The organism is Salinicola sp. JS01 (genome assembly GCF_030284585.1).
GTDB lineage: Bacteria > Pseudomonadota > Gammaproteobacteria > Pseudomonadales > Halomonadaceae > Salinicola.
Map to the genome: position 1 here is coordinate 1097747 of NZ_CP127244.1, position 16111 is coordinate 1113857.

The window sequence follows — 16111 nt, forward strand, 5'->3', positions numbered from 1 at the left end:
CCCTATGCTCAGCGATACCACAGCACGATGCCGGGGAAGACCAGGAACAGCACCAGCAGGCCCAGCAGGGTGAAATAGAACGGCAGCAGGCTCTTGACCAGACTCTCCATGCCCACCTTGCCCACGCCGCAGCCGACGTAGAGCACCGTGCCCACCGGCGGTGTGATCAGCCCGATGCCGAGGATGAAGGACATCAGCACGCCGAAGTAGACCGGGTCGATGCCCAGCTTGACCACGACCGGCGTCATCAGCGGCGCCAGGATCACCATCGCCGGGGTCAGATCCATGAAGAAGCCCACCACCAGCAGGAAGGCGGCGAGGATCAGCAGCAGCAGGAAGCGGTTGTCGGTCAGCGCCGAGAGCGTCACCACCAGCTGTTGCGGGATCATGTTGGCGGTCAGCAGCCACGCCAGCACGCTGGCGAAGGCGAGCAGCAGCATCACCACACCGGTCAGCTTGCCGGTGTTGATGCAGAGCTGGAAGAAGCGCTTGAGGCTGAGGCTGCGATAGATCACGAACGACACCACGAAGGCGTAGACCAGCGCGATCGCCGCGCTCTCGGTGGGGGTGAAGACCCCCGAAAGGATACCGCCGACGATGATCACCGGCAGCAGCAGGGCAAGGGCGGCGTCCTTCAGCGCGCTGCCCAGCTCCGGCAGCGAGAACGGCTGGCCGCGGCCGTTCTTGCGCGACTGTACGTAGGTGGTCACCGCCAGCCCCAGGGTGATCAGAATGCCGGGCACGATACCCGCCATGAACAGCGCCGAGATCGAGGTGTTGGTGACCACGCCGAACAGGATCATCGGAATCGACGGCGGGATGATGATCCCCACCACCGAGGCCGCGACGACGATCGCCGTGGCCAGCGGCCCGCTGTAGCGGTGGCGCTTCATCGGCTCGATCATCATGCTGCCGACGGCGGAGGCGTCGGCCACCGCCGAGCCGCTGATACCGCCGAAGAACATCGAGGTCAGCACCGCGACCTGGCCCAGGCCGCCGGCGACGAAGCCGACCAGGGCGCTGGCCAGGCGGACCAGGCGCGTGGCGATGCCGCCCTCGCTCATCACTTCGCCGACCAGGATGAACAGCGGGATCGCCAGTAGCGGGAAGGAGTCGAGTCCGTTGACCGCCTGCGCCACGATCGGCGACAGCGCATAGTCCGACTCGAAGAAGATGAACAGGGTAATGGCGGCGAGGCCGAACGAGATCGGCATGCCGATGACGATACAGATCGCCAGACCGACGAGAATGCTCCAGAGAATCATGCTGTTTTTCCTCGTAGCAGGGCGACGAGCGCAACGCTGTTGGCGATCAGCGTGAGGACCGCCATCACCGGCATGGCGCTGTAGAGGAAGGTCTGCGGAATGCCCAGCATCGGCGTGGCGCTGGTGTAGCCCGAGATCAGATCGCGGAAGCCGAACAGGATGCAGATGCAGACGATATAGATCACCGCGATGGCGAGCAGCGAGGCGGCGCGCTTGAGCGCGCTCGGCGCCTTGTCGCGGAAGAAGGTCACCGCGACGTGCTCGTTGCCGAGACTGCCGACACCGGCGCCCAGCAGCACCAGCCAGATGAACAGCACCCGGGACATCTCCTCGGCCCAGGTGTAGGAGTAGTTGAGCACATAGCGGCCGAAGACGTTGGCGGTGACGCAGAAGACGACACCCAGCACGAGCAGGCCGACGGCGATCTCCAGGGTCAGCTTGAGCCACCCCAGCACGCCGCGTGCAGTGGACGAGGAAGCGGTCATCGCGCTCTCCGAGCAAGCGGGGCGTGACGGCCAGGCCGGCACGCCCCCGACAATGAGACGCGGCCAGTCTCTCGACCGGCCGCGGGGGCGGGATTACTGGGCCGAGGCGGCGGCCTGGCGGATGCTGTCGATCAGGTCACCGCCGATCTTGTCGCGCCAGTTGGCGTAGACCGGCTCCAGCTTGTCCTGGAACACCTTGACCTGGGCCGGCGTCAGCTCGGTGATCTGCATGCCTTCGTCTTTCAGCTCCTGCTTGATCTGGTCGTTCATGCTGCGGCTGACGTGGCGCTCGTAGTCGCCCATCTGCTTGGCAGCGTCACGCAGCAGCTGCTGGTAGTCGGCCGGCAGACGGTTCCAGAAGCGCTCGGAGACCAGCGTGATGAAGGGCGTGTAGACGTGGTTGGTCTCGGTGGCGTACTGCTGCACCTCGTTGAACTTGGAGGACTTGATGGTGATCCAGGGGTTCTCCTGGCCGTCGACCACGTGCTGCTCAAGAGCGGTGAACAGCTCGGCGAACGACATCGGTGTCGGGTTGGCCCCCAGGGTGCGCCAGATATCCAGGTGGATCGGGTTCTGCATGGTGCGGATCTTGAGACCGTCGAGATCCGACGGCTTGGAGACCGGGCGCTTGCTGTTGGTCAGCTGACGGTAGCCGTTCTCCGACCAGCCGATCGCCACTAGCCCCTTGGTCGAGGCTTCCTTCAGCATGCGCTGGCCGATCTCGCCATCGAGCACCTTGTCGGCGACTTCCGGCTTGGGGAACAAAAACGGCAGATCGAACACCGCGAACTGCGGGAACATGTTGACCATCGGCGAGGTCGAGGGCGAGGTCATTTCCAGGGTGCCGGCCTGTAGTGCGCTCACCGACTGCAGATCGTCACCCAACTGGGCGCTGTGGAACATCTGCACCTGGATATGGCCGTCGCTGCGCTGCTCGACGATCTTCTTGAAGTACTCCAGGCCGCGATACTGGGCGCTGGACTGGGTCAGACCGATGTTGAACTTGAGGCTGTAGTCCTTACCGTCGCCTTGAACGACATCGCCCTTGACCTCGGGCAGCGGCGGCATCTCGGTGGCGGCCACTGCCGACAGGCTGCCCAGGCCGAGCACGCCGGCGGTCAGCAGCGACATCAGCGAGCGGCGCAGCGGCAGGGTACGTGGGGTACGTGTGGTTGTTTTCATCTTCGACTCCAGAGCATGTGGGCTGGTGGTCAGGGGCAGGGCGGTGCCACCTTGTTGTGGCTTGTCGCGGGCGACCGCGCCTGCCGGGGGACGGCGCTAGGCGGAGTGCCAGGCGCTGCCGTCGGGGTAGCGGTGGGCCGCGAGCGACGCCGCCTTCATGGTCACCCCGTAACCCGGGGCATCCGGTAGTTGATAGCGGCCGCGGTGGATCTGCACCGGCGCCTCGAAGTGTTCGTGCAGATGGTCGACGTACTCGAGCAGGCGCCCCTCCAGCGAACCGGAGACCGCGATGTAGTCGAACATCGAGATGTGCTGGGTGTACTCGCACAGGCCCACGCCACCGCCGTGGGGGCACACCGGTATGCCGTACTTGGCCGCCAGCAGCACCACCACCAGCACCTCGTTGAGCCCGCCCAGGCGGGCGGCATCGAGCTGGCAGAAGTCGAGCGCTTCGGCCTGGAACAGCTGCTTGAACATGACGCGGTTGTGGCAGTGCTCACCGGTGGCGACGCCGATCGGTGCCAGACGGTGGCGGATCTCGGCGTGGCCGAGAATGTCGTCGGGACTGGTCGGCTCCTCGATCCAGTGCGGATCGAACTCGGCTAACTTGCGCATGTTGGCGATCGCTTCGTCGACATCCCACATCTGGTTGGCATCCATCATCAGGGTGCAATCGGGGCCGATCTCCTCGCGCAGAATGCGGGCACGGGCGCGGTCCTCCTCGATGTCGCCGCCCACCTTCTGCTTGAAGTGGCGCCAACCCTCGTCCAGCGCCTCGCGGCAGAGCTTGCGCATCTTCTCTTCCGAGTAGCCCAGCCAGCCCGCCGAGGTGGTGTAGCCGGGGTAGCCGTGCTCGCGCAGCTGCGCCACACGCTCGGCCTTGGTCGGCGCCTGGCGGCGCAGCAGCGCGATCGCCTCTTCCGGGGTCAGGGCGTCGCTGATGAAGCGGAAGTCGAGGCACTTGACCAGTGCCTCCGGGGTCATGTCGGCGAGCAGCTGCCACACCGGCTTGCCCTCGCGCTTGGCCCACAGGTCCCACACCGCGTTGACCATCGCCGCGCAGGCCAGATGGATGACGCCCTTCTCCGGGCCGAGCCAGCGCAGCTGGCTGTCGCCGCTGGTCAGGTCGCGCCAGAAGGCGCCCATGTCGGCGGTGATCTCCTCGAGCGTCCGGCCCTCCAGGCGCGAGGCCAGGGAGTTGACCGCGGCGACGCAGATCTCGTTGCCGCGGCCGATGGTGAAGGTGAGTCCGTGACCGCTGATACCATCGTCCGCATCGGTGTGCAGGATGACGTAGGTGGCCGAATAGTCCGGCGCCGCGTTCATCGCGTCCGAGCCGTCGAGCTCACGCGAGGTGGGGAAGCGAATGTCCTGGGCTTCGACGCGCTGAATGGTCGTCATGGGGCGCGGTTTTCCTTATGGCTTACGGCACGAAATAGGTCGCGCTATTGTCGGGGAATACGCCAATTCTCGAGACCTCAATCGATGGCCTCGGCGGCGATTCCGAACAGCCTAAAGGAGCGATAGAGCCCCGAATAATCGTTTTTTTTGCAACTGGAATAACCCGGGGTTATTGTCTTTGACCAAAGAATAAAGGCAGGGATGCACATGTCCCACGATAGTCGAATTCACATCAAGAGCTGGTTGCGTATCAAGCACCTCGTGCTGCTGGTAACGCTCGACGAAAGTCGTAGTCTTCACGCCACTGCGCGGCACATGAACATGAGCCAACCTGCGGCCAGCAAGATGCTCAAGGACATCGAGAACTTCTTTGGCATGGCGCTGTTTCTGCGCCAGCCACGGCAGATGACATTGACCAGCGGTGGCCGCATGCTGGTGCGCTATGCGCGCAGTATTCTCAACGACACCGACCGCCTGATCGACGATCTGATCTCGCTGCGCGAAGGTGGCCACGGCAAGCTGGTGATCGGCAGTGTCCCCGGTGCGGCACCGGTGCTGCTGCCGCAGGCGATCATCCAGCTCAAGCGCGAGCGCCCGCAGCTGGCGGTGAACGTGCAGGAGAATTCCAGCGATCGTCTGCTGGCCGATCTCGAGTACAAGCGTCTGGATGTGGTGCTGGGACGCTTCACCGACCCGGCCCAGCACCATCTGTTCGATTTCCTGCCGCTGCAGGCCGAGCCGGTCTCGATCGTGGTACGCGCCGGCCACCCGCTGTGCCAGCACACCCCGACCCTGGCCGAGGTAGTGCGCTGGCCGTGGGTGATGCACCCCACCTCCAGCCCCATGCGCGGCCTGTTCGAGGTGGCCCTGGCCGAGGCTCAGGTGCGCTCGCCGCGCAATGTGATCGAGACCACCTCGACCCAGACCACGCTGCAGCTGGTCAGCGCCTCTGACGCCATCGCGCTGCTGCCCACCTCGATACTGCGCACGGCGATCTCGTCCGGGCGCTTCGCCGCGCTGCCGCTGACCATCGGCGAGCCGCTGGGCTACTACGGGGTGATGACGCGCAAGGGCGAGGAGCGCGCCGAGGTGGTGGACGCCTTCATCTCACTGCTGATGACGCGCTCCGAAGGCTGAGCGTCGCATCGCGAGACCGGCGCGGCCGCTATCCTCTCAGCTCGGGACAGCGGCTCGCGCCTTCACGTTGACGGTGTCACGCGGCGACAGGGCGGTGTCATTCGATGATGTGGAACTGATCGAAGTAGCGCTCGTTGAGCGACAGCCCCAGCCCCGGGGTGCCATCGTCGAGGTCGAGGCAGCCATCGACCGGCTCGGGGTCGCCTTCGAACAGGTAGTAGAAGAGCTCGTTGCCGATCTCGACATCGTGGACCGGGAAGAATTCGGACATGGGCGAGGCGAGGGAGGCCATGGTCAGATGGTAGTTGTGCATCTGACCGGCGTGGGGGATCACCGGCACGCAGAAGGCCTCCGCCATGGCATTGATCTTGCGCGCCGCAGTGATGCCGCCGACCCGGTTGGTATCGTACTGGATGACGGAGACCGCGCGTTGCTCGAGCAGCTGGCGGAAGCCGTAATGGGTGAATTCATGTTCACCACCGGAGATCGGAATGCTGGTCAGCCGATTGAGTTCGGCATAGCCGTCGATGTCATCGGCGATCACCGGCTCTTCCACCCAGCGCGGCTGGAAAGGCTCCAGCCTGGGTAGCATGCGCTTGGCGTAGTCGAGGTTCCAGCCCATGTAGCAGTCGATCATCAGGTCGATGTCGTCGCCGATCACCTCGCGCACCGCGGCGACACGGTCGAGGTTGGCGCGCATGCCCGCCGGTCCATCCTTGGGGCCATAGCCGACACGCATCTTCATCGCCTTGAAGCCCTGGTCGAGATACGACTGCGCCTCTTCCTGCATCGCCGGCAGGTCCATGCAGTAGAGCTTGGAGGCGTAACAGGGAATCTTTTCCTTGGTGCGCCCGCCGAGCAGCTTGAACACCGGCTGACCGGCCGCCTTGCCCATCAGATCCCAGATCGCGATGTCGACGCCTGAGATCGCCGCCATGCCGATCCCCTTGCGGCCCCAGGCCAGGGTGGCGCGATACATGCGCTGCCACAGATATTCGTAATCGAACGGGTCCTGGCCGATGACCAGTGGCGCCAGGTACTGGTCGATGATCGTCTTGGCGACACGCGGCGCGAGCGCCACATTGCCCAGCCCCACCAGCCCGGTGTCGGTCTCGACCTCGACCACGGTCCAGCCGTGGAAGCGAAAGCTGCCCATGGAGTCGCTCTTGTCCCACAGCTCGTCCATGGCGTTGGCACAGAAATGCGGCGTCGGGGGGACGGTGTGGCCTTTCCATTCGAAGACCCGGGCACGGACGTGGGTGATTTTCATACGATGTTTTCCTTATGTGGTGTATGGCTCAAGCGCCGGCGGATGCAAGGCGCTGAAGGCGCAGACTCTTGCCCATGCGGCAAGCAATGGAAAAGGCGTTGCGGGTCGGGCCGACATCGGCCTTGCCCTGGCCGGCGATATCGAAGGCGGTGCCATGGGCCGGGGTGGTGATGGGAATCGGCAGGCCGCCCTGGACGGTGACGCCCTGCTTGAAGCCCAGCAGCTTGATCGCGATCTGCCCCTGGTCGTGATACATGGTGACGATGGCGTCGTACTCGCCGTCGCGCGCCTTGATGAAGATGGTGTCGGCGGGGAAGGGGCCGGCGATGGGGTAACCCTGTGCCTGGCACTCCCTGACGGCGGGCGCGATGACTTCGATCTCCTCGCGCCCGCAGGTACCGCCTTCGCCGCCGTGGGGGTTGAAGGCGGCCACCGCGATCCGCGGGGCGTCGAAGCCTGCCAGTTTCAGGGATTCGTAGATCAGTCGGCTGGCGGCGACGATGCGCTCCCGGGTCACGTACTCGGCGGCATCCTTGAGCGGAATGTGCGAGGAGATTCGCGATGTCCACAACGTGCCCAGGGTATTGAACTCGCAGAAGTACCCCTCGACACCCAGCTGTTCGGCGAAGAAGTGCAGTTCGTCCTCGTGGCGCAGGCCACCCTTTTTCATCGAGAACTTGTTGAGCGGCGCGAAGCAGATGGCGTCCACCTCACCCGCCTGGGCGGCGTCCAGACAGCGGGTGAGAACCTTGAGCACCGAGGCTCCCCCGGCGGCGGTCTCCTCGGCGTAGCCGACCTCGCCTTCGGCGACGCTGTCCAGCGGCAGGAAGACCGGGCCGTCGTGGTCGCGGGCGGCGGCAAAGCTATCGACGTCAGGGAGTCGGTGGCTGATGCCGGCCACGTTTTGACCGTCCTGCCACAGCCAAGGGTCGCCGACCAGCACGGTGTGCACATCGCTGAACAGTGCTGTATCGGCGAACAGGCGCGCGATCAGTTCCGGGCCGATGCCGGCGGGATCGCCCAGCGTGACGGCGATGACGGGGTGTGGGTCTGTCATGGCGGATCTCCGGATCAATAGAAGAGGTTGACGAGTGTCATGGGCACGGCCGGCACGTAGGTGACCAGCATCAGCACCAGGAACAGCACCAGAATCATCGGCAGGTTGACGCGGGTGGTGTTCCACATATCGGTCTTGGCGATGGAGCAGGCCGTGGCCAGCACCGAGGCGACCGGTGGCGTCTGTTGGCCGATGGCCAGGTTGAGCGTCAGGATGAGGCCGAAGTGGATGGGGTCGATGCCGATCTGCTGGACCAGTGGCATGACGATGGGCACCACCAGGATGATGGCGGCGGCACCGTGCAGGAACATGCCGAGCAGCAGCAGCATGATGTTGAGCAGGGCCAGCACCAGCACCGGATCCTGAGTGATGGCGGTGATCTCGCGGGCCAGTTGCTGGGGCAATTGCATTTCGGTGAGGAACAGCCCGAGCACTGCCGAGGTGGCCACCAGCAGCATCACCACCGCGGTCTGGACGACCCCCTCGATGACCGCGCGGTAGAGGATCCTGAGGTTCAGTTCGCGATAGACCAGGCCGCCGATCAGCAGGGCGGCGAGCACGGCGATACCCGCACCTTCGGTGGCGGTGACGAAGCCGCCGAAGATGCCGCCGAGGATGATTACCGGCAGCAGCAGGGCCCAGAAAGCCTCGCGGAATGCCTTGCGCAGCGTGGTCAGCGAGAAGGCGGCTTCGCGCGGCAAATCATACTTGACCGCGTAGTAGTAGCAGGCGCCGGCGAGACCCATGGCCCCGATCAGGCCGGGCACGATGCCCGCCACGAACAGCTTGACGATGGAGGTATCGGCGATGGCGCCGTAGAGGATCATCGACAGCGAGGGCGGAATGATGATCGCCAGCGAGGCCGAGGAGGAGGTGATCGCGGCTGTGAAGTCGGGGTGGTACTGGCGACGTTTCATCTCGGGGATCAGGATCGAGCCGGTGGCCGCCACGTCGGCGACCGCCGACCCGGATATCTCGGCGAAGAACAGCGAGACACCGACGTTGACCATCGCCAATCCGCCACGCACGAAGCCGACCATGGCGGTCACCAGGTTGATCAGACGCAGGGAGATGCCCGAGGTGTTCATCAACGCGCCGGCGAAGATGAACAAGGGAATGGCGATCAGCGGGAACTTGGTGGCCCCGTTGAACAGCGTCAGCGGTACATTGACCAGGGCTTCGGCCCCCATGTTCAGATAGACGCCCACCACCCCGACCACACCGATGGCCACGGCTATCGGCACGTTGACCAGTACCAGCGCGAACAGGGCGGCGATGATGATCAGCAGGGTCATGCGCGGTGCTCCTTGAGGTCGTTCTCGGCTTGCTGGATGGCGGCCTCTATCTCTTCCTGTTCGGTGTTCACGCCGCTGCGCATCTTGCGCCAGGCCATGGGCAGGCTGAGCAGCTCGCAAAGAATGAACAGTGCGGCACTGATGGGAATAACCGACTGGGTCACGTCGAGGTGGATGGCCGGCAGGGCCACCAGGGTGTCCCAGGCCAGGACGTCGAGAACCCGATAGCCATAGAAAGCGATCACCGCGAAGAAGCCGATCACGATGATTTCGGAGACGATGAACAGGGGCGCGCGCAGCAGTACCGGGGCCTTGGCGACCAGTCCGGGGAACCCCATGTGGGCCCGTTTGAGGGCGGCCAGGTTGGCGCCATAGAAACTCAGCCAGGCCAAACCCACCGAGGCGACCTCGTCGTACCAGGGGATCGAGCTACCCACCATGCGAAAGGTCACCGCGCCCAGCACGATGAGGGTCAAGGCCAGCAGCAGGCACACGGTGAATGCCTCCAGCAGACGCTCCAGGCCGATTCGACAACGCTCCAGCGGCAGCAGCATGGTCGCGGTCTCCGTAGCGGGGAAGGGGAAGGGCGCCTGGCGGGCGCCCGACGGTGTGGGCATGGCGGCTCACTCCTCGGCCAGCGCCATGGCTCGATCGACCAGTGCCTGACCGCCATCGACGCGCTCCGCGTAGGCCTGATAGATCGGGGCGCTGGCCTTGACGAAGGCGTCGCGGTCGGCCTTGTTGATCTGCATGCCGGCATCGCGCATGGTGCCAACCAGCTTCTGGTCGAGTTCTTCCCCCTTGGCCAACGCCCAGCCCTGGGTCTCGGCGGCGACCTCGGTCACGGCCGTACGCACGTCCTCGGGGAGCTTTTGCCAGCCGCCCTTGCCGGCCGTCAGCCAGATGGGCGAGTAGACGTGGTTGGTGAGCGACAGATAGTCCTGCACTTCCTGGAACTTGGCGCCGTTGATGTTGCTGAGCGGATTCTCCTGACCGTCGACGACCCCGGTCTGCAGTGCCACGAAGACCTCGGAGAAGGCCATCGGTGTGGGATTGGCGCCCCAGGCCTTGAACATCTTGGTGCGCCATTCGCTCTTCGGCGTACGGATCTTCAGGCCGTCCAGGTCTTCCGGCTTGTCGATGGGACGAACGTTGTTAGTGATCTGGCGAAAGCCGTTCTCCCAGGTGGAGACGATGTGCAGCCCTTTGGTCTCGGCGCTGTCAGCCAGGTCTTTCATGATGATGTTCTGATCGATGCGCTTGAGGTGAGCGCGATCCTTGACCAGAAAGGGCATGTCGAAGAGGGCGAACTGGGGATCGATGGACGACATGATGGAAGAAATGGCGGCCAGGTCGATGGTCCCTAGGCGCAGCTTCTGGACCAGTTGCTGCTCGTTGCCGAGCTGGCCGCTGTCGTACAGTTCCACCTGATGTTCGTCTCCCAGGCGCGCCTGAAGACGGCGGGTGAATTCCTGGGCCGTCTGCCCCTGAAGGCTCTGCGGTGTACCGCCGATCGCGAAGACGATCTTGTCAGCTTGAGCCTGTGCCGAGGCCAGGGCCAGCGAGAGCGCGGATAGGCCGAGTAACTGCTTGAGTTTGAGCATGGTGCACCCCTTGTTGTCATTTTCGGCAGTTGTCATCGCTACCAGACCGACTGGTATACTGGTTGGTTAACCATACCAGTAAGCGGAGAAGTTAGGCGTCGACGCGAAACCACGTCAAGTCGGAATCGTGGAATCAAGACCTTTGTCGCACGATATCAGGCGGGTTTCTGGCTATTCGGGGAGACTCTGGTTTATCGTTCGGACCAGTTGTGACAGGAGACGCGCGCCATGGACAATCCGGCATTTGCCTTCGAGAAGGCGTTGAAGAACAAGACCAAGAAGGACATTCTGGCCGACAAGCTGACCGACATGATCCTCACCGGCCTGCTGCGGGACGCCGATGAGCTGCCCAGTGAGCGCGAACTGTCCCAGCTTTTCGGCGTCAGTCGGGAGACCGTACGCGGTGCCCTTTCGCGGCTCACCGCCTATGGGTTGATCTGCGTCTCGCATGGCAGCAAGACCCGCATCCGTGCCGGCGATGAGGCGCTGGCGCGCTTTCGTAGCACCCACCCGGAAAGCGCCACCTGTGAGATGAACCGCTACGATGTCAACAGCGTCTTCGAAAGTCGTATCGTAGTGGAAGCCGCGATTGCTCGGCGCGCTGCCGTCAACATCGACGCCTGCGGGATCGACGAGCTAGACAGTCTTCTCAGGGCACAGAGCCAGTTGTTCGACTCGCCGGTTCACTTCCAGCTCTCCGACCAGAACTTCCACAAGCGAATCTCCGAGTACGCCGGCAACGAGATTTTGATGCGCTACGCCGAGGAACTCTACGCTTTCGGACTCAATATCCGGCGCCAGGTCATGATCGAGGACGGGGCCATCGAGCGTAGCTACCAGGAGCACCGCCACATCGTCGACGCCCTGAGCAATGGCGATCCCGACGCCGCCGAGCGGGCGATGCTGGTTCATCTCGACAGCGTCTATCGCACCACCAAGAACAAGCTCGCCGACTGAGCCGCTATGTCATCGCGCATGACCCTCGCAATATCCCATCGGAACGCTGTGGCACGTCGGCCGCACAGCGGCTTGGCTCACCCCGTGGCGGCTGAGCCGGCCGCCACGGGGTGATACCTCACGCGCCTTGACGACGTGCGAGGTGAGCGATCAGGCGGCGAATACCGAAGGTCCATGGCGGCAGCTGGTCGCTGCGCGCGACCACGTTGCTCAGCAGCCCCAGCTTGGGCGTGCTGATATCGACCCGGTCGCCCAGGTGATGGGTAAAACCCTGGCCTTCGCCGTCGCGATCCTGGATCGGCGAGAACATGGTGCCGAGGAAGAGCATGAAACCATCCGGGTACTGGTGGTGCGCCCCCTGGGTCTGGCTCACCAGGTCGAGCGGGTCGCGGCTGATCTCGCGCATGTCGCTGTCGCCCTCGAGCACGAAACCGTCGTCGCTGCCCTCGATACGCAGGGAGACCCGCGCCTGGCGCACGTCGTCGATGCCGAAGTGGGCGTCGAACAGGCGGATGAACGGGCCGATGGCGCAGGAGGCGTTGTTGTCCTTGGCCTTGCCCAGCAGCAGTGCGCTGCGCCCCTCGACGTCGCGCAGGTTGACGTCGTTGCCCAGGCTGGCGCCACGCACCTGCCCCTGGGCGTCCACCGCGAGCACGATCTCCGGCTCCGGATTGTTCCATTGCGAGGCCGGATGCAGGCCGACCCGGGCGCCGTGGCCCACCGCGGAGAGCGGCTGCGCCTTGGAGAAAACCTCGGCATCCGGTCCGATCCCCACTTCCATGTACTGCGACCAGGCGCCGCGCGCCTGCAGCTCGCGCTTGAGCGTCATCGCCTCTTCCGAGCCGGGCTGAATGCGCGACAGGTCGCTGCCGATCAGCGTCTGGATCTCGCGGCGCAGCTCGGCGGCGCGGTTGAGATCGCCGCCGGCCTGCTCCTCGATCACCCGCTCCAGCAGGCTGACCGCGAAGGTCACGCCGCAGGCCTTGATCGCCTGCACGTCGCAGGGCGCGAGCAGATAGGGCGCCAGCGGTTCGGCCGCGGCGCTGTTGGCCAGCACCGTCGCCAGCGGGGCGATCAGCGGTGCCTCGGCGTCGCGCACCAGGCCCGCGGCGTCGGGGTGCTCGAGCAGGTCGGCCATGGTGGCGACATGCGCGGAGAGATCGACCAGGGCATCGCCGCGCACGGCGACGATGGCCGGGCCGCCGCGCTGCGGATCGTCGCCCAGCCAGGCGCGGCCCACCAGCAGGGCGCGATCGGCGTCCTCGGGCAGACAGTCGATTGACTCGGGCAGGCGGTCGGGTGCTTGGGCTTGCGTCATGGGAAAACCAGCTCTCGATGATCAGGGGTGACTGGGCGCCGCTGCGTTAGTGCGGCGCGGATAAAGGGGTGCCCGGCGTTCAGCCGAAGGGCGTCGTGCCGGCCAGCGATGAGCGTGCCACTGCCTGGCGCATCGCCGCCACCACGTCTTCGGGTAGCGGGATGCCGTCGGCGAGATAGTCGCGCCGCCGCGCCAGACCGGACTGGCCGGGCAGGCGCACCGGGCGCTCGGCGTCGCGCGGGCGCGCCTCGAAGCAGCGCCGGGCGAGATGGTCGGTCTCGTCGAGGAACGCCTGCGTACCGCCGAAGCGCGCCGGGTCGATCACCATCACCATCACCGAGGCGCCCCAGGTGGTGGGGCCATCCTTGCGCCCGAACCCGGCCAGGGCCGAGGTCAGCGCTTCCACCATCAGCCCCAGGGCGAAGCCCTTGTGGCCGAAGGCGAGTTCGCCCAGCGGCAGGATGCTGCCGCCCGGCTCGGCGAAGTAGTCGGCGGGGTCGTCGCTCACCGCACCGTGCCCGGAAAGGATCGCCGGATGCGCCAGACGCTCGCCGGCGGCGTGGGTCTTGCCCACGGTGCCGTTGGTGATGGTCGACATGCTGACATCGATCAGCAGCGGCTGCTCGCGGCCGGGGATGCCCGCTGCCAGCGGGTTGGGGGTGTAGACCCGATCGAGACCGCCGAACGGTGCCACCGAGGCCACCGCGGGGTCCGAACTCAGGATCAGCGGCACCAGATTGGCCTCCACCAGCGGCTGTAGATAGGCCGCCAGGCAGGCGATATGGTGCGAGCGCTTGAGGCTGACCATGCCCAGGCCGAAGGTGGCCGCGGCCGCGCGGCAGTGGTCGAGGGCGCGCTGGACCAGATAGGGTCCGAGCAGGTAGTGGCCGTCGAACAGCGCCGCCACCGGCGTGTTCTCCTGAATCTCTAGCACCCCGGGGTCGCCGCTGGCGTTGCCGGCGGCGAGATCCTTGAGGTAGCCGTCGGCCAGCTTCACGCCGTGGGTGTGGTGGCCGAGCAGATCGCCCTCGACCAGAATCCTGGCGGTGGTCTCGGCGACCTCCTCGTGCGCCCCCGCCTCGCGGAACAGGGCGCTCAGAGTGGTGCGCAGGGTGGCGGCGTCATAGCGGGTCATCTCTCGTCTCCGGCGGTGGCGGCTGCGGGGCGGCGCAGCCGGCGGATGTGCTTGATCAGCGTCGGCAGCAGCCAGATCAGGATCACCAGCGCGCCGAGGGCGGCGCTGATCGGGCGCTCGAAGAAGGCGAGCAGATCGCCGCCGGACTTGAGCATCGAGCTCATGAAGCTGTTCTCCAGCGTGCCGCCGAGCACCAGCCCCAGGATCGCCGGCGCCATGGGGAAGTCGTTGCGCGCCAGCACGAAGGCCACCAGGCCGATGATCAGCATGATCCAGATATCGGTGACCGAGTTGTTGATGGCGAAGGCGCCGACGATGCAGAAGGTGAAGATCACCGGCATCAGCATCTTGCGCGGGGTCAGGATGAAGACCTTGGAGGCGCGGATCGCCAGATAGCCCAGCGGCAGCATCATCAGGTTGGCGACGAAGAACACCGTGAATAGGGCATAGACCTGGCTGCCGCCGTTCATGAAGATGGTCGGGCCCGGGTTCATGCCCTTCATGTAGAGCACACCGATGACGATAGCGGTGATGGTGTCGCCGGGGATGCCGAACACCAGCGCCGGCACCCAGGCCCCGCTGATGCCGGAGTTGTTGGCCGAGCTGGCATCGACGATCCCTTCGATATGGCCGCTGCCGTACTTCTCCTTCTCCTTGGAGCGGCTCTTGCCCAGCGCATAGGCGATCCAGGCGGCGATATCCGCTCCCGCACCCGGCAGCGCGCCGATCAGCGTACCCAGGGCGCTGCCGCGCAGCATGTTGCGCCAGTAGCGGCGCAGGGTGGCGGGGGCCTGACGGAACACGCTGTCCTTGGCCATTGCCGGCACGCTGCGGGCCTCGTTGCGCGAGCCGTAGAACAGCATGATCTCGTTGAGCGCGAACATGCCGATCATCACCGGAATGAAGTTGACCCCGGCCATCAGATCGGGCACGCCGAAGGTGAAGCGCGGCGCGCCGCTCATCATGTCGAGCCCCACGGTGGAGAGCAGCAGGCCCACGGTGAGCGACAGAAACGCCTTCAGCCGCGAGCCGATGGCGATGAAGATCGAGCAGCTCAGGCCCAGCAGCGCCAGCCAGAAGTACTCGAAGGAGCTGAAGTTGAGCGCCACCTCGGCCAGCGAGGGGGAGACGAACACCAGCACCAGAGTGCCGAACAGACCGCCGAACACCGAGCACAGCAGGTTGGTGCCCAGGGTCTCCCGCGCCCGCCCCTGGCGCGCCAGCCGATACGACTCGCCGACATAGGCGGCGGAGGCGGGGGTGCCGGGGATATTGAGATAGGTGCCGGGAATGTCACCGGCGAAGATCGCCATGGCCGAGGTCGCGACGATCGCCGCGATCGCCGGCGTGGCGTCCATGTAGAAGGTGATCGGCACCAGCAGTGCCACCGCCATGGTGGCGGTGAGGCCGGGGATGGCGCCGACGAAGAGCCCGAACACGGCCGCCGCGACGATCACCAGCAGCGTCTGGGCGTTGAACACCATGGCCAGGCCTTGCACGAAGGTTTCCATGAGCGATTACCCGATCCAGGCCAGACTTTGCGGGAGAAGTGTGCCCTCCGGCAGCGGAATCAGCAGATAGCGCGAGAACAGCAGGGTGACGATGAGTGACACCACCAGGGCGACGCCCAGCGCCAGCCACCATTTCGCGCCACGCATCAGCATCAGCAGCCACATCGAGAGCAGCATGCACAGCCCGGCGCCGAGGGTCTCGGCGGCCAGGATGTAGAACACGATCAGGGCGCAGGGCACCAGGGACAGCGCCAGCCCACGGTAGTCGTAGCGCGAGAGCCCCGGGTCCTCGGGCGCGTGCCGCCGGGCGGCGAGCACGCGGACCTGGCTCAGTGCCAGCAGCGCGCCGCCGATCAGCATCCCCGCGCCGATCAGCGAGGGGAACAGCGATGGCCCGTACTGCAGCGAGGGCATGGTGGGGTAGGTCTGGGCCACGGCGATCACCACGCCGCCGCCGATGGCAAAGACCAGACCCAGGAGAAAGTCTCTCATCG

At 65.4% G+C, this 16111-nt stretch carries 15 protein-coding genes; 2 read left to right on the forward strand and 13 right to left on the reverse strand.

From position 1 onward, the window contains the following. Nucleotides 1–8 precede the first annotated feature (8 nt). The 4 genes from QO259_RS04935 to QO259_RS04950 all read right to left on the reverse strand — a co-directional run bounded on the left by QO259_RS04935 (nt 9) and on the right by QO259_RS04950 (nt 4333). Nucleotides 9–1265 carry a TRAP transporter large permease gene (locus QO259_RS04935; protein ID WP_106418247.1) on the reverse strand — a complete coding sequence of 419 codons (1257 nt, stop codon included), beginning with the start codon at nt 1263–1265 and terminating at the stop codon, nt 9–11. Continuing rightward, nucleotides 1262–1750, reverse strand: a complete 489-nt coding sequence (locus QO259_RS04940; RefSeq protein ID WP_035476488.1) for a TRAP transporter small permease — start codon at nt 1748–1750, stop codon at nt 1262–1264. Before QO259_RS04940 ends, QO259_RS04935 begins: the two co-directional genes overlap by 4 nt. 93 nt (nt 1751–1843) lie before the next feature. After that, the gene (locus QO259_RS04945) at nt 1844–2932 is read right to left on the reverse strand and encodes a TRAP transporter substrate-binding protein (protein ID WP_207034910.1); all 1089 of its coding nucleotides are present in this window, start codon (nt 2930–2932) and stop codon (nt 1844–1846) included. Nucleotides 2933–3028: 96 nt separating this feature from the next. Beyond that, a complete protein-coding gene (locus QO259_RS04950; protein ID WP_285952031.1) occupies nt 3029–4333 on the reverse strand; it encodes an L-fuconate dehydratase in 1305 nt (434 codons plus the stop codon). Between the two features lie 207 nt (nt 4334–4540). Between QO259_RS04950 and QO259_RS04955 the strand changes: the two genes are divergently transcribed. Further along, nucleotides 4541–5470, forward strand: a complete 930-nt coding sequence (locus QO259_RS04955; RefSeq protein ID WP_285952032.1) for a LysR substrate-binding domain-containing protein — start codon at nt 4541–4543, stop codon at nt 5468–5470. Between the two features lie 97 nt (nt 5471–5567). Here QO259_RS04955 and QO259_RS04960 read toward each other — a convergent pair whose 3' ends face one another. The 5 genes from QO259_RS04960 to QO259_RS04980 are packed head-to-tail and all read right to left on the reverse strand — an operon-like array spanning nt 5568 to nt 10696. Further along, entirely contained in the window at nt 5568–6740 is a 1173-nt protein-coding gene (locus tag QO259_RS04960; protein WP_285952033.1) for an L-rhamnonate dehydratase, read from the reverse strand. A gap of 28 nt (nt 6741–6768) precedes the next feature. Beyond that, nucleotides 6769–7797 (reverse strand): 4-hydroxythreonine-4-phosphate dehydrogenase PdxA, encoded by a 1029-nt coding sequence (locus QO259_RS04965; protein WP_285952034.1) that lies wholly within the window; start codon nt 7795–7797, stop codon nt 6769–6771. Nucleotides 7798–7811: 14 nt separating this feature from the next. Then, nucleotides 7812–9092, reverse strand: a complete 1281-nt coding sequence (locus tag QO259_RS04970; protein WP_285952035.1) for a TRAP transporter large permease — start codon at nt 9090–9092, stop codon at nt 7812–7814. Next, complete coding sequence (locus tag QO259_RS04975) at nt 9089–9709, reverse strand: TRAP transporter small permease (RefSeq protein ID WP_285952036.1); 621 nt, start codon at nt 9707–9709, stop codon at nt 9089–9091. Before QO259_RS04975 ends, QO259_RS04970 begins: the two co-directional genes overlap by 4 nt. A 6-nt stretch (nt 9710–9715) precedes the next feature. After that, nucleotides 9716–10696, reverse strand: coding sequence for a TRAP transporter substrate-binding protein (locus tag QO259_RS04980; RefSeq protein ID WP_285952037.1), 981 nt, complete (start codon nt 10694–10696; stop codon nt 9716–9718). Between the two features lie 228 nt (nt 10697–10924). Between QO259_RS04980 and QO259_RS04985 the strand changes: the two genes are divergently transcribed. Continuing rightward, nucleotides 10925–11653 carry a FadR/GntR family transcriptional regulator gene (locus QO259_RS04985; RefSeq protein ID WP_285952038.1) on the forward strand — a complete coding sequence of 243 codons (729 nt, stop codon included), beginning with the start codon at nt 10925–10927 and terminating at the stop codon, nt 11651–11653. 118 nt (nt 11654–11771) lie between these two features. Here QO259_RS04985 and QO259_RS04990 read toward each other — a convergent pair whose 3' ends face one another. From QO259_RS04990 to QO259_RS05005, 4 genes are all read right to left on the reverse strand, one after another. After that, nucleotides 11772–12971: a fumarylacetoacetate hydrolase family protein gene (locus tag QO259_RS04990; RefSeq protein ID WP_285952039.1), complete on the reverse strand. Its 1200-nt coding sequence runs from the start codon at nt 12969–12971 to the stop codon at nt 11772–11774. A gap of 79 nt (nt 12972–13050) precedes the next feature. Then, complete coding sequence (locus tag QO259_RS04995; RefSeq protein WP_285952040.1) at nt 13051–14106, reverse strand: Ldh family oxidoreductase; 1056 nt, start codon at nt 14104–14106, stop codon at nt 13051–13053. Next, nucleotides 14103–15617, reverse strand: a complete 1515-nt coding sequence (locus tag QO259_RS05000; RefSeq protein ID WP_207034899.1) for a tripartite tricarboxylate transporter permease — start codon at nt 15615–15617, stop codon at nt 14103–14105. The genes QO259_RS04995 and QO259_RS05000 overlap by 4 nt, the downstream gene beginning before the upstream one ends. A 6-nt stretch (nt 15618–15623) precedes the next feature. After that, nucleotides 15624–16109, reverse strand: coding sequence for a tripartite tricarboxylate transporter TctB family protein (locus tag QO259_RS05005; RefSeq protein WP_207034897.1), 486 nt, complete (start codon nt 16107–16109; stop codon nt 15624–15626). Between the last annotated feature and the right edge of the window lie 2 nt (nt 16110–16111).